This window comes from Streptomyces africanus (genome assembly GCF_002150735.1).
In the GTDB taxonomy this organism is placed as follows: domain Bacteria; phylum Actinomycetota; class Actinomycetes; order Streptomycetales; family Streptomycetaceae; genus Streptomyces; species Streptomyces africanus.
On sequence record NZ_MUKA01000002.1, the window covers coordinates 14,718 to 37,723 of the forward strand.

At 73.3% G+C, this 23,006-nt stretch carries 22 protein-coding genes; 15 read left to right on the forward strand and 7 right to left on the reverse strand.

Going from position 1 to position 23,006, the window contains the following annotated elements; all coding sequences use genetic code 11:
* The first annotated feature begins 6 nt into the window (after positions 1–6).
* Entirely contained in the window at positions 7–1,293 is a 1,287-nt protein-coding gene (locus CCL05_RS00575) for a cytochrome P450 (protein WP_086558464.1), read from the forward strand.
* A gap of 233 nt (positions 1,294–1,526) precedes the next feature.
* On the opposite strand, the gene CCL05_RS00580 is transcribed toward CCL05_RS00575, so the two are convergent.
* Positions 1,527–2,510 carry an SDR family oxidoreductase gene (locus tag CCL05_RS00580; protein WP_086558465.1) on the reverse strand — a complete coding sequence of 328 codons (984 nt, stop codon included), beginning with the start codon at positions 2,508–2,510 and terminating at the stop codon, positions 1,527–1,529.
* A gap of 217 nt (positions 2,511–2,727) precedes the next feature.
* Between CCL05_RS00580 and CCL05_RS00585 the strand changes: the two genes are divergently transcribed.
* Positions 2,728–3,822, forward strand: a complete 1,095-nt coding sequence (locus CCL05_RS00585) for a carboxylate-amine ligase (RefSeq protein WP_086558466.1) — start codon at positions 2,728–2,730, stop codon at positions 3,820–3,822.
* A gap of 14 nt (positions 3,823–3,836) precedes the next feature.
* On the opposite strand, the gene CCL05_RS00590 is transcribed toward CCL05_RS00585, so the two are convergent.
* Positions 3,837–5,048 carry a lactonase family protein gene (locus CCL05_RS00590; RefSeq protein WP_086558513.1) on the reverse strand — a complete coding sequence of 404 codons (1,212 nt, stop codon included), beginning with the start codon at positions 5,046–5,048 and terminating at the stop codon, positions 3,837–3,839.
* Between the two features lie 310 nt (positions 5,049–5,358).
* On the opposite strand from CCL05_RS00590, the gene dhaK reads away from it, so the two are divergent.
* From dhaK to CCL05_RS00605, 3 genes are read left to right on the forward strand one after another with little or no spacing between them, the layout of a single operon-like run.
* The gene (gene dhaK / locus CCL05_RS00595; RefSeq protein ID WP_086558467.1) at positions 5,359–6,351 is read left to right on the forward strand and encodes a dihydroxyacetone kinase subunit DhaK; all 993 of its coding nucleotides are present in this window, start codon (positions 5,359–5,361) and stop codon (positions 6,349–6,351) included.
* A 49-nt stretch (positions 6,352–6,400) separates the two neighbouring features.
* Positions 6,401–7,000, forward strand: coding sequence for a dihydroxyacetone kinase subunit DhaL (gene dhaL, locus CCL05_RS00600; RefSeq protein ID WP_086558468.1), 600 nt, complete (start codon positions 6,401–6,403; stop codon positions 6,998–7,000).
* The gene (locus CCL05_RS00605) at positions 6,993–7,403 is read left to right on the forward strand and encodes a PTS-dependent dihydroxyacetone kinase phosphotransferase subunit DhaM (RefSeq protein ID WP_086558469.1); all 411 of its coding nucleotides are present in this window, start codon (positions 6,993–6,995) and stop codon (positions 7,401–7,403) included. Before dhaL ends, CCL05_RS00605 begins: the two co-directional genes overlap by 8 nt.
* A 40-nt stretch (positions 7,404–7,443) precedes the next feature.
* On the opposite strand, the gene CCL05_RS00610 is transcribed toward CCL05_RS00605, so the two are convergent.
* On the reverse strand, positions 7,444–8,157 hold the full coding sequence (locus CCL05_RS00610) for a glycoside hydrolase family 75 protein (RefSeq protein WP_086558470.1): 714 nt from the start codon (positions 8,155–8,157) through the stop codon (positions 7,444–7,446).
* A gap of 399 nt (positions 8,158–8,556) precedes the next feature.
* Here CCL05_RS00610 and CCL05_RS00615 point away from each other — a divergent pair, with 399 nt between their 5' ends.
* Together CCL05_RS00615 and CCL05_RS00620 are read left to right on the forward strand one after the other, a co-directional pair.
* Positions 8,557–9,543, forward strand: coding sequence for a fibronectin type III domain-containing protein (locus tag CCL05_RS00615; RefSeq protein ID WP_244204108.1), 987 nt, complete (start codon positions 8,557–8,559; stop codon positions 9,541–9,543).
* Between the two features lie 171 nt (positions 9,544–9,714).
* Positions 9,715–10,257: a hypothetical protein gene (locus CCL05_RS00620; RefSeq protein ID WP_086558471.1), complete on the forward strand. Its 543-nt coding sequence runs from the start codon at positions 9,715–9,717 to the stop codon at positions 10,255–10,257.
* Positions 10,258–10,324: 67 nt separating this feature from the next.
* On the opposite strand, the gene CCL05_RS00625 is transcribed toward CCL05_RS00620, so the two are convergent.
* The 3 genes from CCL05_RS00625 to CCL05_RS00635 form a co-directional block, all read right to left on the reverse strand.
* Positions 10,325–10,885, reverse strand: a complete 561-nt coding sequence (locus CCL05_RS00625) for a PadR family transcriptional regulator (protein ID WP_086558472.1) — start codon at positions 10,883–10,885, stop codon at positions 10,325–10,327.
* A 28-nt stretch (positions 10,886–10,913) separates the two neighbouring features.
* Entirely contained in the window at positions 10,914–12,929 is a 2,016-nt protein-coding gene (locus CCL05_RS00630) for an NADPH-dependent 2,4-dienoyl-CoA reductase (RefSeq protein ID WP_086558473.1), read from the reverse strand.
* Between the two features lie 169 nt (positions 12,930–13,098).
* The gene (locus CCL05_RS00635; protein WP_086558474.1) at positions 13,099–13,467 is read right to left on the reverse strand and encodes a hypothetical protein; all 369 of its coding nucleotides are present in this window, start codon (positions 13,465–13,467) and stop codon (positions 13,099–13,101) included.
* 251 nt (positions 13,468–13,718) lie between these two features.
* On the opposite strand from CCL05_RS00635, the gene CCL05_RS00640 reads away from it, so the two are divergent.
* Complete coding sequence (locus tag CCL05_RS00640; RefSeq protein ID WP_086558475.1) at positions 13,719–15,797, forward strand: SpoIIE family protein phosphatase; 2,079 nt, start codon at positions 13,719–13,721, stop codon at positions 15,795–15,797.
* A gap of 35 nt (positions 15,798–15,832) precedes the next feature.
* Here the strand turns inward: CCL05_RS00640 and CCL05_RS00645 are convergent, their stop codons facing one another.
* Entirely contained in the window at positions 15,833–16,627 is a 795-nt protein-coding gene (locus tag CCL05_RS00645) for a putative protein N(5)-glutamine methyltransferase (protein WP_086558476.1), read from the reverse strand.
* 285 nt (positions 16,628–16,912) lie between these two features.
* Between CCL05_RS00645 and CCL05_RS00650 the strand changes: the two genes are divergently transcribed.
* The 7 genes from CCL05_RS00650 to CCL05_RS00680 all read left to right on the forward strand — a co-directional run bounded on the left by CCL05_RS00650 (position 16,913) and on the right by CCL05_RS00680 (position 22,981).
* Positions 16,913–17,377: a MarR family winged helix-turn-helix transcriptional regulator gene (locus tag CCL05_RS00650; RefSeq protein WP_086558477.1), complete on the forward strand. Its 465-nt coding sequence runs from the start codon at positions 16,913–16,915 to the stop codon at positions 17,375–17,377.
* 59 nt (positions 17,378–17,436) lie between these two features.
* The gene (locus CCL05_RS00655; protein ID WP_086558478.1) at positions 17,437–18,042 is read left to right on the forward strand and encodes a sulfite oxidase-like oxidoreductase; all 606 of its coding nucleotides are present in this window, start codon (positions 17,437–17,439) and stop codon (positions 18,040–18,042) included.
* The gene (locus tag CCL05_RS00660) at positions 18,035–18,790 is read left to right on the forward strand and encodes a ferredoxin reductase (protein ID WP_086558479.1); all 756 of its coding nucleotides are present in this window, start codon (positions 18,035–18,037) and stop codon (positions 18,788–18,790) included. The genes CCL05_RS00655 and CCL05_RS00660 overlap by 8 nt, the downstream gene beginning before the upstream one ends.
* 322 nt (positions 18,791–19,112) lie before the next feature.
* Entirely contained in the window at positions 19,113–19,697 is a 585-nt protein-coding gene (locus tag CCL05_RS00665) for an Rv1733c family protein (RefSeq protein ID WP_086558480.1), read from the forward strand.
* Between the two features lie 122 nt (positions 19,698–19,819).
* The gene (locus CCL05_RS00670; protein ID WP_086558481.1) at positions 19,820–20,788 is read left to right on the forward strand and encodes an acetylxylan esterase; all 969 of its coding nucleotides are present in this window, start codon (positions 19,820–19,822) and stop codon (positions 20,786–20,788) included.
* 134 nt (positions 20,789–20,922) lie between these two features.
* Positions 20,923–22,089 carry a serine hydrolase domain-containing protein gene (locus CCL05_RS00675; protein ID WP_086558482.1) on the forward strand — a complete coding sequence of 389 codons (1,167 nt, stop codon included), beginning with the start codon at positions 20,923–20,925 and terminating at the stop codon, positions 22,087–22,089.
* A gap of 130 nt (positions 22,090–22,219) precedes the next feature.
* Positions 22,220–22,981, forward strand: coding sequence for a GntR family transcriptional regulator (locus tag CCL05_RS00680; RefSeq protein ID WP_086558483.1), 762 nt, complete (start codon positions 22,220–22,222; stop codon positions 22,979–22,981).
* Positions 22,982–23,006: the final 25 nt, after the last annotated feature.

A 23,006-nucleotide genomic window follows, 5' to 3' on the forward strand; every position in this document is an offset into this window, starting at 1 on the left:
CGCGCCATGAATCAGAGTCGTCGTCCACCGATCGCCGACAGCTCTCTCGCCCTCCTGGCCAAGGGGTACACCTGGCTGCCCGACCGAAGGCGCCGCACCACCGCTCCGCTCGTGCGCACCCGGCTGATGGGACGGCACGCCGTCGCCCTGTACGGGCTGGAGGCGGTGCGGTTCTTCTACGACGAGCGGCATGTGGAGCGCAGGACCGCTCTGCCCGGCCCGGTGCTGAGCACGCTGTTCGGGCACGGAGCCGTGCACACGCTGGACGGGCGGGACCACCGCGTACGCAAGGAGATGTTCCTGTCCCTGCTCACCGGGGCGGAGGCGGTCGCCGGGCTGGTGGACCACGTCACCGCGGTGTGGGACGAGGCGGTGGGGTCCTGGTCCGGCCGCCGGGTCGTGCTGTTCGACGAAACGAGCCGCGTGCTCACCCGGGGCGTGTGCCGGTGGGCCGGAATCCCCCTCGCGGACGCCGACCCGGTGGCGCGGGACCTGATCGCCATGGTCGACGGTTTCGCCACGCCGGGGCCGCGCCACTGGCGGGCCCGGCGCGCCCGCGCCCGCAGTGAGGCGTGGCTGGGGCGCCTGGTCGAGGACGTGCGCTCGGGGTCCGTCACCGCGCCGGCCGAGTCGGCGCTGGACGTGGTGGCCCGGCACCGGGACGCCGACGGCCGGCTCCTCGACGCGCACACCGCCGCGGTCGAGCTGCTCAATGTCATCCGCCCGACCGTCGCCGTGTCCTGGTTCGTCGCCTACGCCGGTCACGCGCTGCGTCTGCGGCCCGGCCTCCGGGAACGACTGGGGCAGGACGACCCCGCCTACGCCGTGGCGTTCGCCCACGAGCTGCGCCGCTTCTACCCCTTCGCGCCCTTCGTCGGCGGCCGGGCCGTCACCGACCTGGAGTGGCGGGGAGAACCGATTCCGTCCGGCACGCTGGTCCTGCTTGACCTGTACGGGCAGAACCACGATCCCGCCCTCTGGGACGATCCGTACACCTTCGCACCGCAGCGCTTCCTCGACCGGCCGCCCGGGCGCGACGAACTGATCCCCCAGGGCGGTGGCGACCGCGCCGCCGGTCACCGCTGCCCTGGTGAGGACGTCACGGTCGCCCTGCTGCGGGGCCTCGGACCACGGCTGGCCCGGCTGGAGTACGACGTGCCCGACCAGGACCTGCGCATCCCGCTGACCCGCGTTCCGGCCCGTGTGCGCAGCGGGTTCGTCGTCGAATCCGTCCGCGCTCCGGCGCCTTCGGCCGGGGCCCGGGCGGACGGCATGGCGAGGACGGCGTCCTGAGGACGACCGGGGCCGGCCCGGGACGAGACGGCTGAGAACGGCCACGCCGCGCGATCCGCCGGGTGGGCGCGCAACGCGGCGCTGCGAGGTGCCGCTGCGCCCACCCGTGCCGCCCCCAGCGGCACGACTGCCCGCAGCTCTGGCCGGAGAACGTCCGAGCGCACCCGGGCACACCCACCCGCACCTCGCAGCACGTCCGTCCCAGCGGCACGACTGCCCGCAGCTCCAGCCGACTACATCGCGCCGTGCGTCGCACGCCGCCCGGCGGCCACGGCCGCGCCCGCCAGCGCTGCGGCGACGGCCGTCCTGCGCAGTGCGGTGCGCCGTCGGCCGCCCCAGCCGCCGTGCACCGACCCCTCCCCCTCGGCCGGTACGTGCAGCGTTCCGTGCGTGGCCGGGGCCTCCTCGTCGTGGGACAGGTGGGTTTTGTCCGTCTGCCGAGCCATGGCACGCTCCGCGAGTCCGGGTGCCACCCGGGCCTGGCGTACCAGTGCGCGGCCCGCGGGGCCGACCACCACTTCGCGACGCGGCCGGCCGGCGAGTCGCACGACGGCCCGGGCGACGCGCTCGGGGCTGTACACGGGCGGCATGGCCACGACCTTGCGCCCGGTGTAGTTGGCCGCCTGCTGGAAATGCGGCGTGTCGATGGTCGCGGGCAGCACCGTGCACACCTCGATGCCCTGCACACCCTCCACCCGGAGCTGCTGCCGAAGGCTGGAGCCGAGCCCGCGGACGGCGTGCTTGGACATGCCGTACGGGTGGCTGTAGGGCTGCGCCACGGCACCCACGATGGACGCGATGTTGATCAGCGTGCCCGTGCCCTGCTCCCGCATCACCCGCAGAGCCGACCGGGCCCCGTGCACGTAGCCCATGATGTTGACGTCCAGGACCTTGCGGAAGTCCTCAAGAGGTACGTCCTCGAAGCGACCGAAGGCGTTGACGGCCGCGTTGTTGACCCAGACGTCGATGCGGCCGAACTCCTCCACGGCACGCCGCGCCAGGTCCTCCACCGCCTTGGCGTCCGTCGTGTCGGTCGGCACGACCAGTGTCCGTGCCCCGCGGTGCTTCGCGCACGCGCGGGCCGCCGCCTCAAGCGCCTCCTCGCGTCGCGCGGCCAGCACCACGGCACACCCCTTGCGTGCGAATGCCTCGGCCGTGGCGCGTCCGATCCCGCTGGACGCTCCGGTCACCACCACCACGTGATTGCGCAGACCCATCCCGTACCTCCTCACGTCCGCCCGAGCCGGCGCTTCGTGCCCGGCTCCGCAGCGGGACGAGTACCCGGCACCGCCGAGTCCCCCCAGCATCCCGCTTTGCCATGGTTTGTCCTGCCGTGGCCGCGGCACTCGGGGCACGCGCGAGCGTCGAGGCGACAGCGTCCGGCCGACGCCGCGCGAGCCGGCCCCGGCGACGGGGCAGAACAGAGGGTGACCGATGACGACGATCGGTGTGGAAGAGGAGTACCTGCTCCTCGACCCGGTGACCGGGCTGCCGGTACCCCTGGCCGACAAGGTGCGTGCGGCGGCGGGTCTGGCGCATCTCGTGGCCGACCAGGAGGTGCAGTGCGAGCTGCTCCAGGCGCAGGTCGAGGTGGCCACGCCGGTGTGCGGCACGCTGGAGGAGGCAGGGGGACATCTGCTGCGGCTGCGGCACGCCATCGGGGCGGCGGCCGAAGAGCACGGCTGCCGGATCGCGGCCTGTGGAACGCCCCCGCTGCGCCATCGTCACCCGGTGGCCGTCACCGACCAGGCCCGCTACCGGGCCATGCTCACCCAGGCGCCCCAGCTGGTGGCGGAGCAGCTGGTCAACGGCATGCACGTGCACGTGGCCGTGCCCGACCGGGAGACCGGGGTGCAGGTCCTGAACCGGCTCCGGGTCTGGCTGCCGACCCTGACGGCCATGTCGGCGAACTCCCCGCTCTGGGACGGCCACGACACCGGCTTCGCCAGCTGGCGCACCGTGATCTTCGGCCGCTGGCCGGTCAGCGGAGCGCCCCCGTTCTTCCGTGACGTGGCCGACTACGACCGGCGCGTGACGCGACTGCTGGAGACCGGTGTGATCTCGGACATCGGGCAGCTGTACTGGCAGGCCCGCCTGTCGGCCCGGTACCCCACCGTCGAGGTGCGCTGTCTGGACGTTCAACTGCGCGCGGACGACGCGGTCATGCTCGCCGGCATGACCCACGCTCTCGTGGACACGGCCATCAGGGAAACGGCCGCCGGGGCGCCGCTGCCCGACTGCGAACCGGAGCTTCTCCAGATCGCTCTGTGGCATGCCGCCCGCCACGGTCTGAGCGACACCTTGATCTGCCCGGGCGGCCGGCCGCGCCGCGCCGGGGACGTGCTGTACCAGCTGCTGCGGCACGTCGCTCCGGCCCTCGAGGCGTCCGGCGCGACCCGGCAGGTGACGGCCCTGGTCCACCGGCTCCTGCAGAACGGGACCGGAGCGGACAGACAGCGCGCCGCTCTCGCCGAGGGGGGCATACGGGCCGTCACCGACCTGATCGGCGCGGAAAGCAGCATGTCCTGACTCCCCGCGGCCCGTCAGACCGCGGCGATGCCCTCCATGCCGGACTCGCCGAAGGCGGGCAGGCCCTCGGCCGTGGTGACCTTGGTGAGGGCGCCGTTCGCCTCGACGCGGAAGCCGTCGACGGTGCCCGAGACGGCGTTCTGGACGTAGACGAACCTCTCGTCGTCCGTCACCGCGAGGTCGATCACGCCCTGCGACCTGGCGGAGGGCGGGGTGGCGATGCCCACCTCGTTGGTCAGGCTCAGTGTGCCGTGCTGGTCCATGCGGTAGCCGGTGACGGTGGAGTTGCCGGTGTTGCCGCCGTAGAAGTAGTCGCCCGCGCGCTCCAGCCAGCACAGGGTCTCCTGGCCGCTCGGGAGGGGCTCTTGGAGCACCTTCAGCTTTCCGTCGCGCTTCACCCGGTACGAGGTGACCGTGGACTTCTCCGCCTCCGCGACCAGCATCCGCTTCCCGCTCCGGTCGAAGCTGATCGCGAACGGAACACCGCCCGCGGAGTCGTTGACGACGGGCTCCGCGACGGCCGGCAGACCGTCGCGCCGCATCGGGAAGACCTCGACGGTGTTGTTGCCCTTCGTGGTGACGACCAGGTTGCGTCCGTCCGGGGTGAACTCGACCTCGCCCGGCGAGGTGTCGAAGCGCGGAGTCGCCTCGTTGTCCAGGCCCAGCGAACGGTGCGACCCCTTCAGCGGCCTGAGCCCCTCACCGGTGATCCTGAAGCCCTGCACGCTGCCCTCGCCGCCCGCGTTCATGACGTACGCGACGTCGCCGTGCACGGCGATACCGGCGGGGAAATCCCCGCCGGATCGGACGACGTGCCGGTCCTTGAGCCGCTGTCCCTCGACACGGAACGACGTCACCGTGCCGCTGCCCGCGTTGACCGCCAGCAGCATCCCCGAGGCGTCGTCGTAGACGAGCGAGCCCTGCGAGGCCAGCGAGTCGGTGGGGGCGTCGACCTGGTCACCGCCCCTGCCGCCGGTCCCGTAGGTCGCCGCGGGTCGCAGCGTGCCGTCGTCACCGCGCGCGAACACGTGGATGGTGTTGCCGTCCAACTCGTTGCCCTGGACGAAGACGGCGTGGTCGGCCCCGGCAGCGGTACGGGAGTTCTGGCCGGCCGAGGCCAGCGAGACGGCCACCGTGGCCGCCGCGGCGACGGCGAGGGCTCCGCCGCCGAACAGGATGCGCCGTGTCCTGGACTTGGCCCGGTGACCCCTGCGGCTGCTGTGCATGTTCACGTCCGTTTCCTCAGTCTCTCCGCGCCGCCCGCGCGGCGCTGTCCGCGACCGCGGACGTGACCAGAGTGGCCAGAGGGAGGGGTGGGCCGATGCGGAACGGCGGTCGCGTCAGACTCTCGTAAGAGTCCCGCGGACCGTTCGTATCTGACGGCCCGTCATCCAGGTCGGCGTCGCGTGAGGATCCGTACCGCCGCGGCCCGCTGCCGACGGCCGCGAACCGCCAAGATCGACAACTGGTCAAGCCCGAGAGGGCCTGCGAGGATGAAGGCAGAGGCGCAAGGGCTAGTCTCACCAGGAGGTACCCGTGAAGATGCTGATCAACGTCCCGGAGACCGTGGTCGCGGACGCGCTGCGTGGTCTGGCGGCCGCCCACCCGGAGCTGACCGTGGACGTGGAGAACCGGGTGATCGTGCGGCGGGACGCTCCCGTCGCCGGAAAAGTGGGGCTGGTCTCGGGCGGAGGCTCGGGGCACGAGCCGCTGCACGGGGGTTTCGTAGGGCCCGGCATGCTGTCGGCCGCCTGTCCGGGCGAGGTGTTCACCTCCCCGGTGCCCGACCAGATGCTGCGCGCGGCCGCCGCCGTGGACAGCGGGGCCGGGGTCCTGTTCATCGTGAAGAACTACACCGGTGACGTGCTCAACTTCGACATGGCCGCCGAGCTGGCCGAGGACGAGGGCATTCAGGTCGCGAAGGTGCTGGTCAACGACGATGTGGCGGTGACCGACAGCCTCTACACGGCCGGGCGGCGCGGTACCGGCGCGACCCTGTTCGTGGAGAAGATCGCGGGCGCCGCCGCCGACGAGGGCATGCCGCTGGAGCGGGTGGAGGCCATCGCCCGGCAGGTCAACGAGAACTCCCGCAGTTTCGGTGTCGCGCTGAGCGCGTGCAGCACACCGGCCAAGGGCAGCCCCACCTTCGATCTGCCGCCGGGCGAGCTGGAGTTGGGCATCGGCATCCACGGCGAACCCGGCCGGGAGCGGCGGGCGATGATGACCTCCGGCGAGATCGCCGAGGCCGCTGTCGAGGCGGTGGTGGAGGACCTGAAGCCGCGCAATCCGGTGCTGGTCCTGGTCAACGGCATGGGGGCGACGCCCCTGCTGGAGCTGTACGGCTTCAACGCCGAGGTGCACCGCGTGCTGGCCGCCCGCGGGGTTCCCGTCGCCCGCGTGCTCGTGGGCAACTACGTCACCTCCCTGGACATGGCGGGCGCCTCCCTCACCCTGTGCCAGGCCGACGAGGACATGCTGCGGCTGTGGGACGCGCCGGTGAAGACGCCGGGTCTGCGCTGGGGCATGTGACGCGGAAGGGGTAGAGGACCACCACGTACCTACCAGGCAAGGAGACCCAGTGCTCGACGCCCATTTCTTCCGCCGTTGGATGACGGCGACCGCCGCGTCCGTCGACCGGGAGGCGGAGCGGCTCACCGCCCTCGACTCGCCCATCGGGGACGCCGACCACGGCAGCAACCTCCAACGCGGCTTCACGGCCGTGACGGCGGCCCTGGAGAAGGAGGCTCCCGGCACGCCCGGCGGCGTCCTGACGCTGGCCGGGCGCCAGCTGATCTCGACGGTCGGCGGTGCCTCGGGGCCGCTGTACGGCACGCTGCTGCGCCGTACCGGCAAGGCGCTCGGGGACGCCGCCGAGGTCAGCCCGGAGCAGCTGGCCGAGGCGCTGCGGGCCGGGGTGGACGCGGTCAGGACGCTGGGCGGTGCCGCGCCGGGCGACAAGACCATGATCGACGCCCTGGTGCCCGCGGTGGACGCGCTGGGCGACTCGTTCACGGCGGCCCGGACCGCCGCGGAGGAGGGTGCCGTGGCGACGACGCCCTTGCAGGCGCGCAAGGGCCGGGCGAGCTATCTGGGCGAGCGCAGCATCGGGCACCAGGACCCGGGTGCCACCTCGGCGGCGCTGCTCGTCGCCGGACTCGCGGAGGCCGCCGGTGAGTGACGAGCGGCTCGTGGGAATCGTGCTGGTGTCGCACAGCGCGGAGGTGGCCGCGTCGGTCGCCGAGCTGGCGAAGGGGCTCGCGGGCGGCGGCCCGGCGGTGCCCGTCGCCCCGGCGGGCGGGACCGAGAGCGGCGGGCTCGGCACCAGCGCCGAACTGATCGCCGCGGCGGCCGCGTCCGTCGACCGGGGTGCCGGCGTCGCCGTGCTGACCGATCTGGGCAGTGCGGTGCTGACCGTGAAGGCGCTGCTCGCGGAGGGTGACGAACTCCCGGAGCAGACACGGCTGGTGGACGCTCCGTTCGTGGAGGGAGCCGTCGCCGCGGTCGTCACGGCGGCCACCGGGGCCGACCTGGCGGCGGTGGAGTCGGCCGCCGCGGAGGCGTACACGTACCGGAAGGTGTGAGACCGGGCCGGGCGCGCCGGAGCACGGCGTGCCCGGCGGTTCACTCGGGTTTTCCGTGACGCTCCGTCAACTGCTCAAGGCCGATGAACCGCCTCGCCAGCCGCTCCCCCGTCGCCTCGGCCTCCGCCCGGTCCTCGATGGGCGACACGCGGGCGTTCTTGAAGACGATGTAGGTGACGCCGGACGGTGTGCCGCCGCCGTGCGGGTCGGCGCGGATACCGAGGGCCTTGGCGGTCGCGTAGGACGCCTCTCCGATGATGTCCCGCGGGCCCTTGTCCCCGACGACCGCGTACTGCACACGGTCGCGGTGGACGACGGCCACGACGGAACCGCCGCCTACGCCGTGCTCCCGGTGGTCCCAGATGCGGCTCGGGGCGGGCACGACGATGAAGGGGAGGCGTTCGGCGCTCAGGGGGCGGCCGTCGGACTGCACGTAGGCGGTGCTGCCGGAGAAGTGGGGGTCCGTGCGGCGGTTGCAGCGGGGTCCTGGACGGCCGTCGCAGTCGATGTCCATGTCGGCCTTCCAGAACACGGCCTCCCGGGTGTCGCAGACCGGGATGTCCGCGGGAGCACCGCTGTCGCTGCGGTACCGGCCGCGGGAGACCGGAGTGCAGTCCCGCACCTTGGCCAGCAGGTCGGCGGCGCTGACGGGGGCCTCGCGCCACGCCACCGGCCGGGGCGGAACGGCGGCGGGTGTCGTCGGGGCGAGCAGAGCGGCGCTGGCCGCGGCCAGGGTGAGCGACTGGACACGCACGATAGTGAAGCCTCTCGGAGGGAACCTGACGGGCACTCAGTCAATCTGACCCCGGGGCGATCATCCGGCCACCGCTGGGGGCCGGACGGTGCATGGCCCCAACCTCCGACAGGGGCCGGGGGCCTGAGTCCCTGTAAGAACTCGGGCCGGCCCGGCCACCCGCGCCGGCGCGGGATCTGCGACGACAGCGGTCCGCGCGACAGGCCCGAACTGCCCGGTGTCCGCCAGGAGTTCGGCCGTAAGGACCTTCAGCATACGTAACTCTCCCGGGTGGTCACGAACGGCGGGAGGTGACGCCCCCACAGAGGGCTCCCCGCACCCGCCCTCTTGATGTGGCCACGCCAGCCGCGCCATATTGGTCCGGACCATTCCCGCGTGCCGGCCCCGGGAGGCAGTGTCGTGCGAGGCCTTTCCTTCCGCCCCTCCCACCTCCTCCGCCTCGCGCTGTGCGCGGCCCTCGTCCCGGTCGCCTCCTGCGGCCGGACCGGCACGGGCGAAGGGGACGGCGGCTCTCCGCCCGGCGCGCCGACAGGCGTCACCGCGACAGCGGGCACGGCGACGAGCGTGCACGTCATGTGGAACACGACCGCCCGGGCCGAGGCCTACGAGGTGTATCGCGGCACCACGAAGGTCAGGGAAGTGCCGGGCTCGAAGCACATGGTGGACGTCACCAGGCTTCGGCCCTCCACCCTGTATGTCTTCACCGTGCGGGCCCGGGACGCCGAGGGTCGGCCGGGACCGAGCAGCCGGGAGGTCCGGGCGAGGACACCCGCGGCCGTCGCTGACGACCGCTCCGCACCCACCCGCCCGTCGGCGCCGCACGGCCGGGCGGTCGGCGACCGGGCAGTCCAGCTGTCCTGGTCCGCCTCGACGGACGATCGGGGCGTGGCGTCGTACGACATCCACCAGGGGGACGCGAAGATCCACAGCGTGAGCGGGTCACAGACGGCCGCCGTGGTCACGGGGCTGCGGCCCGGCACGGCCTACTCCTTCACCGTCCGGGCCAGGGACGCGGCCGGGAACGTCTCCCCCGCCGCTCCGGCCGTCCGCGTCACCACGCCAGGCACGGACGACGGCCGTGCGACGGCCCCCACCGGCTTCCGGGCGAGAAGCCACCGCGCGGACGGGGCGTACTACATCGACCTGAGCTGGGTGCCGCCGCGCGTGGACGGCGACGTCGCCGAGTACCAGATCCAGCTGGACGGCCGGCCCGCCACCTCAGTGGTGTACGGCGGGGACGCACCGCGCGACCGGGCCGCGTACAGCTTCTACGCGGGACGGGACGCCGGTGTCAGTCACCGGGTCCGGGTCCGGGCGGTGCTGCCGGACGGCACCTGGGGAGGGTTCTCGACGGAGCGGACGGTGACGACGGGGGCGGGGCGCTGACGCGCTCGCCGGCATGGTCCGGCCGTGGGAACCCGTCACCTGCATGGGGGCGCCCCGCGTGCGGCCGGGGCCGGGGGCGCCTTGGCTGACCCTGAGGCAGCACGGGCGTTCCCCGACCCCTCGGCGGCGCAAGGGATGTACCGCCAACCGTGCCGCCGGAGGGCAGTCCACATGCGCAACTCATCGCCGCTTCTCCGCTCCGGCCTGACCGTGGCAGCCGCTGCCGCGCTGCCCCTCGCCCTGGCCGCGGTGCCCGCTGCCGCCGGCCCTGGCATCTCCGTGAGCACCACGGGTTCCACGGTCTCGGTCACGACCAGCGCGTGCACCCAGATCAACGGCAGCTGGGGCACCGCCTCACTCCTCACCAGCAGTCAGGGCAGCTTCGCCCAGGGCCGCCAGGTGACCCTCTCGGGGACGTCGACCAGTCAGTCCGCCGCCTGGTCGAACGTCTCCGCGGGGACGTTCACCGTCATCGTCATCTGCTCGGACGGCACCACCGCCGGCACGCAGTCGGTCGTCGTGACCCCCGCTCCGTCCCCCACGAGGTCGCCGTCCCCGTCGGCCTCGCCGTCCCGCGGTGTCATGGGCGGGGCCGGCGGGACGGCCAGGGACTACGGCACCGTCACGCTCGTCGCGGGCGGCACGCTGGTCGGGATCGGCCTCCTCGCGACGGGCTGGTACCTGCGCCGGCGCAACAGGCCGTACCGGCTCTGATCCGGTACGAACGGCGGCCCGCCCTGCCGAAGCGCTCCGGTCGGGCGGGCCGCCGGCCCATCCCGGTTCAGGCCGGGCGGGCCGGCTCGTCGTCCGGGAGAGCGGCGACGTCCGCCAGGGCGCGCCGCAGCCACTGAGTCCAGAACGTCTCCAGGTCGATGCCGGCCTGGAGCACCAGATGCCGCAGCCGGTCCTCGGTGGTGTCCCGCCCGGGCGGGAAGTCGCGCCTGTCGATCTCCTGATACTCCGCCAGCTGCCGTTCGTGCAGCTCCAGGTGGCGCCGCAGGTCGGCCTCCAGGCCCGCGGTGCCGACCACGGCCGCCGCCCTCAGCCGCAGCAGCAGCGCGTCGCGGTGCGGCTTGGGGTCCTGCGAGGCGGCCGTCCAGCGGGCCAGTTCGGCACGGCCCGCCGGCAGGACCTCGTAGCTCTTCTTCTGCCCGCGCGTCGGCTGCTCGGCGGGCAGGGCCCGGATCAGGCCGTCGGCCTCCAGCTTTCCCAGCTCGCGATAGATCTGCTGGTGCGTCGCGGACCAGAAGTACCCGATCGACCGGTCGAACCGTCGGGTCAGCTCCAGCCCGGACGACGGCTTCTCGAGCAGGGCGGTGAGGATCGCGTGCGGGAGTGACATGGCCTCATCCTAGGGACGCGTATCCGCACTACAGGGCGGCCGCCAGCTCGGTGCCCTGCTTGATGGCGCGCTTGGCGTCCAGTTCCGCGGCCACGTCGGCGCCGCCGATGAGGTGGGCGCTGCGCCCGGCCGCGATCAGTTCCTCGTACAGTCCGCGGCGCGGCTCCTGGCCCGTGCACAGCACGATCGTGTCGACCTCCAGGACCGTGCTCTCCTCGCCGACGGTGATGTGCAGTCCGGCGTCGTCGATCCGGTCGTAGCGCACGCCCGGGACCATGGTGACACCGCGGTGCTTGAGTTCGGTGCGGTGGATCCAGCCGGTGGTCTTGCCGAGGCCGGCGCCGACCTTGGAGGTCTTGCGCTGGAGCAGGTGGACGGTGCGCGGCGGGGCGGGCCGCTCGGGCGCGGCGAGGCCGCCGGGGGCGCGGTAGTCCAGGTCGACACCCCACTGGCGGAAGTACGTCCGCGGGTCCTCGTGCGCCTTGTCGCCGCCGTCCGTGAGGTACTCGGCGACGTCGAAGCCGATGCCGCCCGCGCCGAGGATCGCGACCCGGTCGCCGACGGGGGCGCCGTCGCGCAGGACGTCGAGGTAGCCGAGGACGCTCGGGTGGTCGACGCCGGGGATGTCGGGGGTGCGCGGGGTGACGCCGGTGGCGACGACGACCTCGTCGAAGTCGTCGAGGTCGCCGGCCGTGACGGGGGTGTTCAGCCGTATGCCGACGCCGTGCCAGTCGAGCTGGGTGCGGAAGTAGCGGAGTGTCTCGTCGAACTCCTGCTTGCCGGGGACCTTGCGGGCGACGTTGAGCTGGCCGCCGATCTCGCTCGCCGCGTCGAACAGCGTCACCTCGTGCCCGCGTTCGGCGGTGGAGACCGCGCACGCCAGTCCCGCCGGACCGGCTCCGACGACCGCGACGCGCTTGCGCAGCCGGGTCGGCGAGAGCACCAGTTCGGTCTCGTGGCAGGCGCGCGGGTTGACCAGGCAGGAGGTGATGAGGCCGCTGAAGGTGTGGTCGAGGCAGGCCTGGTTGCAGCCGATGCAGGTGTTGATCGCCTCGGGCCGGCCGGCGGCGGCCTTGATGACGAAGTCCGGGTCGGCGAGCATCGGGCGGGCCATCGACACCATGTCGGCCGCGCCCTCGGCGAGCAACTCCTCGGCGAGTTCGGGGGTGTTGATGCGGTTGGTGGTGACGAGCGGGACGGACACCTCGCCCATCAGCCGCTTGGTCACCCAGGTGTAGGCGCCGCGCGGCACGGAGGTCGCGATGGTGGGGATGCGGGCCTCGTGCCAGCCGATGCCCGTGTTGATGATGGTGGCGCCGGCGGCCTCGACGGCCTTGGCGAGGGTGATCACCTCGTCGAGCGTGGAGCCGCCCGGGACGAGGTCGAGCATGGACAGCCGGTAGACGACGATGAAGTCCTCGCCGACCGCCTCGCGCACCCGGCGCACGATCTCCAGGGGGAAGCGCGTGCGGTTCTCGTACGAGCCGCCCCAGCGGTCGGTGCGCTGGTTGGTCTGCCGTGCGATGAACTCGTTGATGAGGTAGCCCTCGGAGCCCATGATCTCGACCCCGTCGTAACCGGCCTGCCGGGCGAGGCGGGCGGTGCGGGCGTAGTCGTCGATGGTCCGCTCGATGTCGGCGTCGGTGAGCTCGCGGGGCGTGTGGGGGCTGATCGGGGCCTGGAGCGGGCTGGGCGCGACCAGGTCCCGGTGGTAGGCGTAGCGGCCGAAGTGCAGGATCTGCATCGCGATCCGCCCGCCCTCGCGGTGCACGGCGTCGGTGATGACCCGGTGCTGCTCGGCCTCCGCCTCGGTGGTGAGCTTCGCGCCGCCCTCGTAGGGGCGTCCCTCGTCGTTGGGTGCGATGCCGCCGGTGACGATCAGGCCCACTCCGCCGCGGGCACGGGCGGCGTAGAAGGCGGCCATGCGGGCGAACCCGCCCTCGGCCTCCTCCAGACCGACGTGCATGGAGCCCATGAGGACCCGGTTGGGCAGGGTCGTGAAGCCCAGGTCGAGGGGGGTCAGCAGGTGCGGGTAACGGCTCATCGGGCCCTCCGTGCGCGGTGTCGTGTCTGTAGTTGTAGAGGACCGCGGACGGTTTATGCAACTAGTTGCACAAGGTGATGGAGGGCACAGTGGGCCCATGACCAGGGGCTCCAGGGCGCGCACGCCTAACGGCAGGCCGTCCTCGGCCTGCCGGAAGGGTGAAGGGCGGTCACCGGCTTTCGAGACGCACGTGCAGTTCCGTCTCCTGGTCGCCGGAGACCGTGCTGAGGTCCCGCACGTCGAACAGCGAGTCCAGCCTCATGCGGAACTGCTCGATCGCCCAGTAACCGCCGTGCAGGTCGGCGTCGACGGAGGACGACAGCCGGGCCGGTCGCGCCCCCTCGTGCGTGTCGGCGACGTCGAACGTGCCGAGCCACACGGTCGGGCGGGTCACGTGCAGATCCTCGGGTACGTCGTCGGCGCACCGGTCGGACTCGAAGCAGGCGCACAGCGTGTCGAACACGATCCGGGCGTCCTGCTTGCTGCACCCGCTGATCTCCACCGAGACGGAGTGGGGGTGCGGTCGCTCCTCGTCCATCGTGATCGCTCCTCTCGTGGCGTATCCGCCCCTACCCCAGCAAAGCACCACCTTCTGCCGAGCACTACCGGCGGCGCACCTGCCGTGATGACGGGTTTACGGAGCGGGCGGCTCCGTGTTGGGAGATGGTGGAAGGTGACCGAAGGGGCCTCGGATCGACGGCTCCGCGCGGTAGAACAGCGGTAGAACAAGGGGTGTCGGCACGTGACGGCGTGCCGCGAGATCCGAGATCGGCGAAGGCGGGGCGTGGGATGAGTGCAGCCGGGTCTCCCCTGGCCGAGGGCGACGAGCCGGCGCGCGCGCCGGTGCGGCCGAGCGGGCTGCTCGACGTGCTGCGCGTGGCCTCCGTGGTCCTGGACGCCGAGGGCCGCATCGTGCTGTGGAGCCCGCAGGCCGAGGAGCTGTTCGGGTACGAGGCGCGGGAGGCGCTCGGGGAGTACGCCGCCCGGATCATGGTCCACGAGCAGCACGTCGACCTCGTGGTCAAGCTGTTCGCGGACGTCATGGGTACGGGACAGAGCTGGGCCGGGGCCTTCCCCGTCCGCCGCAAGGACGGCACCACGCGGCTCGTGGAGTTCCGCAACATGCGGCTCCTGGACGACCAGGGGGACGTCTACGCGCTCGGGCTGTGCGCCGACCAGTCGACCGTGCACCGGCTGGAGCGCGAGGTGGCGCTGTCGACGCGGATGATCGCCCAGTCCCCGATCGGGCTGGCCGTGCTGGACACCGGCCTGCGGTACGTCTCGGTCAACCCGGCGCTGGAGGAGCTGAACGGCGTGCCGGCCGAGGAGCACCTGGGCCGGACGGTCCGCGAGGTGGTGCCGCGGATGGACGTCGACGCCCTGGAGGCCGCGGCGCGCCGGGTGCTGGACACCGGGCAGCCGGTCGTCGACCAGTCCACGATCGGCCGCACCCCGGCCGACCCGCACCAGGACCACGCCTGGTCGATCTCGCTGTACCGGCTGGAGAACGCCTTCGGGACCGTGCTGGGCGTGGCCCTGTCGGTCGTGGACGTCACCGAGCAGTACCGCGCCGGCATCGAGGCCGAGGCCGCACGGCGCCGCCTGGCCATGATCGCCGACGCCTCCGGCCGCATCGGCACCACGCTGGACCTGGACCGCACGGCCCGCGAGCTCGCCGACGTGGCCGTGCCGGAACTCGCCGACATCGCGGCCGTCGACCTGCTGGACGCGGTGGTGCAGGGCCGGCGCACCCGCCTCGGCCCGGCCGAGGCGGCCGTGATCCGCGCGCTGGCGGTGCAGGGCTACGACTCCGCCGAGGCGCTTGAGGCGGCGGACCCGCCCGGGCAGGTGGCCTCGTACGCGTCCGACCGGCTCGTCACCCAGTGCGTACGCACGGGCAGTCCCGTGATGCTTCCGGAGGTCACGGACGAGGACCTGCCGCGCATCGCCCGGTCCCCGGAGGCGGCCGGGCTGCTGGGCCGGGCCGGGGTGCACTCGTATCTGGCGGTGCCGCTGATCGCGCGCGGCGAGGTGCTGGGCGCCCTGGACCTCAAGCGCACCCGCAATCCGCTGCCGTTCACCGAGGACGACCTGCTGCTGGCCCGCGAGCTGGCCGCGCGGGCCGCGGTGCAGATCGACAACGCCCGCTGGTACCAGAGCGCCCGCGAGACCGCGCTCACCCTCCAGCGCAGCCTGCTGCCCAGCCATCCGCCCGTGACGGGCGGGCTGGAGGTCGCCTCCCGCTACCAGCCGGCCGGCGCCACGAGCGAGGTGGGCGGCGACTGGTTCGACGTGATCGGCCTGGAGGGCGGCAAGACCGCGCTCGTCGTGGGCGATGTGATGGGCAGCGGCATCCCCGCGGCGGCGGCCATGGGGCGGCTGCGGACGGCGACCAACACGCTGGCCTCCCTCGACCTCGACCCCGCCCGGCTCCTGGCACACCTCGACAAGATCACCGCAGGACTGGAACAGGCCATCGCCACCTGCGTCTACGCCGTCCACGACCCGCATCTGCGCCAGTGCCGGATCGCCAACGCCGGGCATCTGCCGCCGGTGCGCCTCCGGGCCGGGCGGTCTCCCGAACTGCTCGACCTGCCGACCGGGGTGCCGCTCGGGGTCGGCGGTGTCGCCTTCGCCACGACGACCGTCGACCTCGAGCCGGGCGACCGGCTGGTGTTCTACACCGACGGCCTCGTCGAGACCCGGCGCGACTCGCTCGACGACCGTCTCGACACGCTGCTGTCCCTGCTCGACGGGCCCGACCGCCCGCTGGAGGAGGTCTGCGACCTGCTGCTGCGCACCCTGCACGAGCCGGACAACTTCGACGACGTGGCGCTGCTCATCGCGCGGGCGACGACACCGGACTGACGGGGCGCACCGGCGTTCGCCCGCCCGCGCGGCCCCTACGGTGCGACGCCGGTCACGACATGGGCGTACAACTCCTCCGAGACGGCCAGGTGCGCCGTCAGGCCGGCGCGTTCGAAGGCGTCGAGGGCGGTCGGTGCCTGGTGGCGGCTCGTCTCCACCAGGACGCAGCCGCCGGGGGCGAGCCAGCGGGGCGCCTCGGCCGCGACCCGGCGCAGGACGTCGAGGCCGTCCGCGCCGCCGTTGAGGGCGACGAGCGGCTCGTGCGCGCGAGCCTCCGGCGGCAGCAGGCCGATCTCGTCGCTCGGGACGTACGGCACGTTGGCCGCGAGGATGCCGACGCGGCCCCGCAGGGCGCCGGGCAGCGCCTCGAACAGGTCGCCCTGGTGGACGTGCCCGCCGAGGGCGGCGACGTTGCCGCGGGCGCAGCGCACGGCAGCGGGGTCGATGTCGGCGGCGTGCAGTTCGACGCGGCCGAGTCCGGCGGCCAGCGCCGCGCCGACGGCGCCCGAGCCGCAGCACAGGTCCACGACGACGTCGGCGCCGGGCGCCCGGGCCAGGGCCTGTTCGACCAGGAACTCGGTGCGGCGGCGCGGCACGAAGACGCCCGGGTCGACGGTGATGCGCAGGCCCCGGAACTCAGCCCAGCCGACGACGAGTTCGAGGGGCAGGCCCGCGACGCGGCGTTCGACCATGGCGGCGGCTTCGGCCGGGGTGCGGGCGGTGGTGAGGATCAACTCGGCTTCGTCCTCGGCGAAGACGCAGCCCGCGGCGCGCAGGGCGACGACGACGGAGTCACGGGAGGACGGCGGAACGGGAGACACGGAGGGCATGGAGCCAGGAGCCTTTCGAGATGCGAAGGGCGCTCCTGCGGTCGCCTACGGCCGGCGATCCGCGCGACATCGAGGAGAGAGCACCCGGGCTGACACAGCGGTAATGGGTCTCACCTCCTCGGTTTCCGACGGCTGGGGTCCGTCCACAGCCGGACGGCAACACTACCCGACGGCCCGGCCGGCCGGTACGGCACCTGATCCGCCGCCCCGTCTGCGGGTGGTTGGGTTATGCAACCATGGAAGAAGTCATGGAAGACCGGAGGGCGACGTGGTGAGGGAGGTCCGATGAAGCCTGCCGATGCCGTGGAGACGATCCAGAGGGAGATGACGGTCTTCGCCCGCCGTGCCCGCGCCGCAGCGGGACGGATGCACCCGGAGCTGTCGCTGGTGTCGTACACGCTGCTCGGGCACCTGGAGGAGAGCGGCGGGTGCCGTGCCACGGACCTGGCCGCCCACTACGCCCTGGACAAGTCCACGGTCAGCCGCCAGGTGGCCGCGCTGGAACGCGCCGGTCTGATCGAACGCCGCCCTGACACGGAGGACCAGCGTGTCCTGGTGCTGCATCTGACGGAGGCCGGCCGGCGCATCCTGGCCCAGGTCACCGAGAGCCGCCGGGCGGCCTTCCGCGAGCGGCTGGCGGACTGGCCGGCCGAGGACCTGGCGCGATTCGCCGACTACCTCGTGCGCTACAACGCGGGCCCTGGTCCCGGCCGGCACGACCAGGGGCGCACCGCACGTACGGTTGATTAGGCAACTACTCAGTACGCCGGTCCGGTGGGGCACCGTCGGCCGGCCCGGAGGCACACCGCATGCACATCACCCGAGGCTTCACCGGGCGCCCACGCGGGGACGACCCCGGTCTGCCGCCCGGCCAGTACGACGCGGGCGACGACTGGCCCGTGCTGTCCGCGGAGGTCACGCCCGACCTCGCACCCGCCGACTGGACATTCCGTATCGACGGTCTGGTGGACGAGCCGCGCATCTGGGACTGGGAGGAGGCGCACCGGCTGCCGCCGTCGGCGTACGAGGGCGCCATCCACTGTGTGACGAGCTGGTCGAAGTTCGGGGTGCGGTTCTCGGGGGTGTCCCTGGACGCCTTCTGGGATGTGGTCCGGCCCCATGGGTCGGCGACCCATGCCATCGCCTACTCGCACACCGGCTACACCACGAACCTCCCGCTCGCCGACCTGACCGGCGGGCGCGCCTGGATCGCGTGGGAGTACGACGGCAGGCCGCTCGCCCCGGAGCACGGCGGCCCGGCGCGGCTGCTGGTGCCGCACCTGTACTTCTGGAAGAGCGCCAAGTGGATCGCCGGCCTGCGGGTCCTCGATCACGACGAGCCGGGTTTCTGGGAGCGGAACGGCTATCACGAGCGGGGCAACCCCTGGGAGGAGCAGAGGTACTCCGGTGACTGAGACGTTCGTGCCTCCCACGCGCTTCGCGGTGCCCGGGCGCATCGCCGTGAACGAGCAGGCCGCCTCCGTGTGGCAGACCGCGACGCTCACCGAGATCCGCCGCGAGACCGCGCGCGCCGCCACCTACCGGTTCGCCGTGCCCGGCTGGCGGGGTCATCTGCCCGGCCAGCACCTGCTGCTGCGGCTGACCGCCGAGGACGGCTACGCGGCCCAGCGCCACTACTCGATCGCGTCCGCGCCCGACGACTCCGGGCACGTCGAACTGACCCTGGACCACGTCGAGGGCGGCGAGGTCTCGGGCTGGTTCCACACCGTCGCCCGGCCCGGCGACCAGGTCGAGGTGCGGGGCCCGGTCAGCGGCTTCTTCGCCTGGCCGGGCGACCGGCCCGCGCTGCTGATCGGCGCCGGCTCCGGCGTCGTACCGCTGATGTCGATGGTCCGGCACCACCGGGCGCGGAACCTGGCCGTGCCGCTGCGCCTGCTGGTGTCCGCGCGCAGCCCCGAGGAGCTCATCTACGCCAGGGAGTTCGGACCCGAGACGACGCCCGTGTTCACGCGGAGCGCGCCGGAGGGTGTGGCGGTGGGACGTATGGCGGCCGCACATGTGGCGCCGCTTCTGGCCGAGCAGCCTTCCAGTGGGTGGGAGGCCTATGTGTGCGGCTCCAACTCCTTCGCCGAGCACGCCTCCCGGCTGCTCGTGACGGCGGGTCAGCCGGTGGACCGTATCCGGATCGAACGGTTCGGCTGATCTGGTCGGCGGCTCCTCCCCGGTGGCGCCGGCAGGCCCTTCCCCCGGTGGTGTCAGCAGCCCCTCCCCCGGCGGTGTCATCCGCGTGGCGTGCGACGCGCCACCGGGGCCGGCCCCGGTGTTTCACCGCGGTGGGCCCGGGCACTCCGGCCGAAGGGCTCCGGCATGCGGCGACCCGGGCCGTGCCGAGCGATCGATGTGTGTCGGAGGGGGTACTCGACCCGTGTGGGCACTCGCACGTGTGACGTGACGTGGAGGGAGCGGCGGCGCCGCCACCGCACGGCCGGTCCGGCCCTCCGGCCGCGACGGCGAGGAGGTCGACATGCGAACCCGGGTGCGCGGCTGGCGTTGGCGGCGCAGTCCGCTGCGGCGCCGGTCGGATGTCGTCGAGGCGTGGACGCTGCTGGTGGTCGCCGTCCTGATACTGGTGGGCGCGCCGCTGGCGGGGGCGACCGCCGCCTGGTGGGCCCATGACGAGGCGCGGTCGGTCGCGGCGGAGCAACAGGCCGAGCGTCACCGCATCCGCGCCGAGGTCGTCGGCGAGAGGGGCGACTCGCTGCCGTCGGTGCAGGCCGACGGGCGGCACGCGTACCGGGCCACCGTGCGCTGGACCGAGCCGGGCGAGGGCACGCGCACCGCGACGGCACGGGTCCCCGGCGGCACCCGGCCGGGTGAGGCCGTGGACGTGTGGTTCGACTCCCGGGGGCGGAGTGTGACCCCGCCGATGGACGGCACGGCGATCTGGCAGCACACCCTCACCATGGGCACGTGCGCCGCGGGCGGTGTGGTGCTCGTGGTGCTCCTCGGCCACTCCGCCGTACGCCGGGTCGCGCTGCGCCGCCGGCTGGCCGAATGGGAGCGGGAGTGGGCCCGTACGGAGCCGGAGTGGACCCATCGCGGCGCCTGACGGGGCCGGCGCACGGCAGGTGAACGGGCTGCGGCACAAGGCCTGGCGGGTCCTGCGAACCCACACGTAGTGTGATCATCCGCACTGTCTCCGCAGCCGTTCCTCACCCAAGGCGGTCTTACATGGCCCAGTTCGACCTTCCTCTCGACGAACTCCGCGAGTACCGCAGCGCGTCCACCGAGCCCGAGGACTTCGACGCGTTCTGGTCCAAGACGCTCCAGGAGGCGCGTGAGCACGACCTGGACGCCCGCTTCGAACCGGTCGACACGGGGCTGTCCACTGTGCAGGTGTTCGACGTGACGTTCGCCGGGTTCGGCGGCCATCCGGTCAAGGGCTGGCTGACACTCCCGGCGGGGGCGGACGGCCCGCTGCCGCTGGTGGTGGAGTTCATCGGCTACGGCGGAGGACGCGGGCTGCCGCACGAGCATCTGCTGTGGGCGTCCACGGGCCGGGCGCACTTCGTGATGGACACCCGCGGGCAGGGCAGCGCCTGGGGCGGGGGCGGCGGCACGGCGGACCCGGTGGGCGGCGCGCCCGCGTACCCCGGTTTCATGACGCGCGGTATCGACGCCCCGGAGAACTACTACTACCGCCGGGTGTTCACGGACGCCGTGCGTGCCGTGGAGGCGGCCCGCTCGCACCCGCTCACCGACCCGGCGCGCACGGTCGCCGTCGGCGGCAGTCAGGGCGGCGGTATCACGATCGCGGTGGGCGGTCTGCTCCCGGACCTGGCGGGCATAGCGCCGGACGTGCCGTTCCTGTGCGACTACCCGCGCGCGGCGACCCTCACGGACCGCCACCCGTACCGGGAGATCGGCCTGTACCTCAAGACGCACCGGGGTCGCAGCGAGCAGGCCCTGCGCACGCTCTCCTACTTCGACGGCGTCCACTTCGCCGCCCGCGGCCGGGCCCCCGCGCTCTTCTCGGCCGCCCTCGAGGACCAGACCTGCCCGCCCTCGACCGTCTTCGCGGCCTTCAACGCCTGGAACCACGAGGACAAGACGATCGAGGTGTACGACTTCAACGACCACGAGGGCGGCGGCCCCTTCCAGGAGGAGGCCAAGCTGCGCTGGATGCGCTCGTACCTCTGATCCCGCCGCCGGCCGGCGACTGATCCCGGCCGTTTCGACGGTGGCGGGCTACCACCGAGTCCGACCAGTCGGTACGTTCTTCGCGCCCGGGCCGCACCTCGGCGGCCCGGCCCGGCGAGGTGGTGGAGGGGCCCATGTCAGAGGACCAGGCACAGGTGCGCGGTCACTGCGACGCGCGTTTCACGGCGGTGCGCAGGGCGTTCGAGGAGAACTTCCGGGAGCGGGGCGAGCTGGGGGCAGCGGTGGCCGTCACCGTCGGCGGCGCGACGGTGGTGGACCTGTGGGGCGGCTGGGCCGACGCGGCACACACCCGGCCATGGGAACAGGACACGCTGGTCAACGTGTGGTCCACGACCAAGGGGCCGGTGGCGCTGTGCGCGCACATCCTGGCCGACCGGGGGCTGCTCGATCTCGACGCGCCGGTGGCCGCGTACTGGCCGGAGTTCGCCGCGGCGGGCAAGGAGAAGGTCCTCGTGCGGCACCTGCTGTCCCACCGCGCCGGCCTGGCCGGACTGCGCGAACCGCACTCCCTGGAGCAGCTCTGCGACTGGGAGCTGACCACCCAGCGGCTCGCGGCGACGCAGCCCTGGTGGGAACCGGGAACCACGTCCGGCTATCACGCGCTGACCTACGGCCATCTGGTCGGCGAGGTCGTCCGGCGGGTGTCGGGGCTGCTGCCGGGGGACTTCCTGGAGCGGGAGGTGACCGGGCCGCTCGGCATCGACTTCCGCATCGGCCTGCCGGAGAAGGACTACGGGCGGGCGGCCGAGCTGGTCCAGCCGCCGATCACGGCGAGCAGTGAACAGGCCGCCGTCTTCGCCCAGTTGGCGCCCGCGGCGATCGCCGCGCTGACCAACCCCGCGGTGTCCGCCGCCGGGGCCCTCACGCCCGGCTGGCGGGCCGCCGAGATCCCGGCGGCGAACGGGCACGGCACCGCCCGTGCGGTCGCCGGCCTGTACGGCGTCTTCGCGGGGCGCGGCTCGTACGGGGGCAAGCGCATCCTGTCCCCCGAGGCCGCCGAGCGGGTGCGGGAGGGACAGGGCAGCTGCCGGGATCTGGTGATCGGTGCCGGGTTCGAGGGCGAGACCGAGGCGGGGCTCGGCCTGTGGCTCAGCGGATCCGACGGCTCCTACGGGCCCAACCCGCGCGCTTTCGGTCATGACGGCTTCGGCGGCTCCTGCGGGCTCGCCGACCCGGAGGCGGACGTGTCGCTGGGCTACGTGATGAACCGGATGGGGCCTCATATCGCGAACGACCCGCGCAAGACGGCGCTGGTCGACGCCGTGTACAGCGCTCTGTGACGGCCGGTGCGGGCGGTCCGGTTTCGGCCGAACCGCCCGGCCGCCCTTCCGGGCTGGTTTAGACCAATGCTAGACCTGGTGGCGCACCGAGCCCGCACGGCTACCGAACGTCACCAACAGGAGGCGCGGCATGGCCCGCACCACCCCGCACGACCACTCGCCGACCGAAGGAGAGCCGCTGTACCGGCGGATCGCCCTGGAGTTGCTCGGCGAACTGCGCGACGGCACCGTGCCCCCCGGCGAACGACTGCCCGGCGAGCGGCGGCTGGCCGGGCACTTCGGGGTCAGCCGGGAAACCGTACGGCAGGCGCTGGAACTGCTGCGCCGCGACGGTCTCGTCGCCACCGACAGGCGCGGCAGCCACGCCACCCTGCCCGGCCTGCCGGTCGAGACCCCGGCCTCGCTCACCTTCCCGGTCGGCGCCCGGGCCGCGGCCCCGGGCACGGTCGCCCGCGCCACCGTGACCTGGGAGCCGCCCCCGCAGGACCACGCGGAGGCCCTGGGACTGGCCCCGGGCCGGCCGACCCTGATCCACCGCTACCGGTGCGCGACGGCCGACGGACGCGGGCTGCGTACCGCCGTGACGTCCTTCTCCGCCGTGGCGCTCGCCGAAGTGGCGGAGCTGGCCCGCTACCGCGACCGCGCCGACGGCACCGCCACCGCGCATCTGCGGCGGGCCTACGACTGGATGCGGCGGGCCGGTCTGACCCTGCACCACCGGGACGCCATCACCCGCCTGGAAGGCACACCGTCGGTACGGGTCACGCGCCACGTGCACGATCAGTATGCGCGCCCGCTGGAGATGACCGACTTGGTGGTGGATGCCCAACAGGACGCCCTGGTCTACGAGTTCACCCTGCCGGGCCGGACGCCGACGCCGAGCGGCGCGTGAAGCGGCCGGGGCCGCCCAGGACCTG

Coding starts and splice junctions, on each gene's coding strand:
- CCL05_RS00575 (WP_086558464.1), top strand. CDS start 7: ATGAATCAGAGTCGTCGTCCACCGATCGCCGACAGCTCTCTCGCCCTC.
- CCL05_RS00580 (WP_086558465.1), bottom strand. CDS start 2,510: ATGGGTCTGCGCAATCACGTGGTGGTGGTGACCGGAGCGTCCAGCGGG.
- CCL05_RS00585 (WP_086558466.1), top strand. CDS start 2,728: ATGACGACGATCGGTGTGGAAGAGGAGTACCTGCTCCTCGACCCGGTG.
- CCL05_RS00590 (WP_086558513.1), bottom strand. CDS start 5,048: ATGCACAGCAGCCGCAGGGGTCACCGGGCCAAGTCCAGGACACGGCGC.
- CCL05_RS00620 (WP_086558471.1), top strand. CDS start 9,715: ATGCGCAACTCATCGCCGCTTCTCCGCTCCGGCCTGACCGTGGCAGCC.
- CCL05_RS00625 (WP_086558472.1), bottom strand. CDS start 10,885: ATGTCACTCCCGCACGCGATCCTCACCGCCCTGCTCGAGAAGCCGTCG.
- CCL05_RS00630 (WP_086558473.1), bottom strand. CDS start 12,929: ATGAGCCGTTACCCGCACCTGCTGACCCCCCTCGACCTGGGCTTCACG.
- CCL05_RS00635 (WP_086558474.1), bottom strand. CDS start 13,467: ATGGACGAGGAGCGACCGCACCCCCACTCCGTCTCGGTGGAGATCAGC.
- CCL05_RS00640 (WP_086558475.1), top strand. CDS start 13,719: ATGAGTGCAGCCGGGTCTCCCCTGGCCGAGGGCGACGAGCCGGCGCGC.
- CCL05_RS00645 (WP_086558476.1), bottom strand. CDS start 16,627: ATGCCCTCCGTGTCTCCCGTTCCGCCGTCCTCCCGTGACTCCGTCGTC.
- CCL05_RS00650 (WP_086558477.1), top strand. CDS start 16,913: ATGAAGCCTGCCGATGCCGTGGAGACGATCCAGAGGGAGATGACGGTC.
- CCL05_RS00655 (WP_086558478.1), top strand. CDS start 17,437: ATGCACATCACCCGAGGCTTCACCGGGCGCCCACGCGGGGACGACCCC.
- CCL05_RS00665 (WP_086558480.1), top strand. CDS start 19,113: ATGCGAACCCGGGTGCGCGGCTGGCGTTGGCGGCGCAGTCCGCTGCGG.
- CCL05_RS00670 (WP_086558481.1), top strand. CDS start 19,820: ATGGCCCAGTTCGACCTTCCTCTCGACGAACTCCGCGAGTACCGCAGC.
- CCL05_RS00675 (WP_086558482.1), top strand. CDS start 20,923: ATGTCAGAGGACCAGGCACAGGTGCGCGGTCACTGCGACGCGCGTTTC.
- CCL05_RS00680 (WP_086558483.1), top strand. CDS start 22,220: ATGGCCCGCACCACCCCGCACGACCACTCGCCGACCGAAGGAGAGCCG.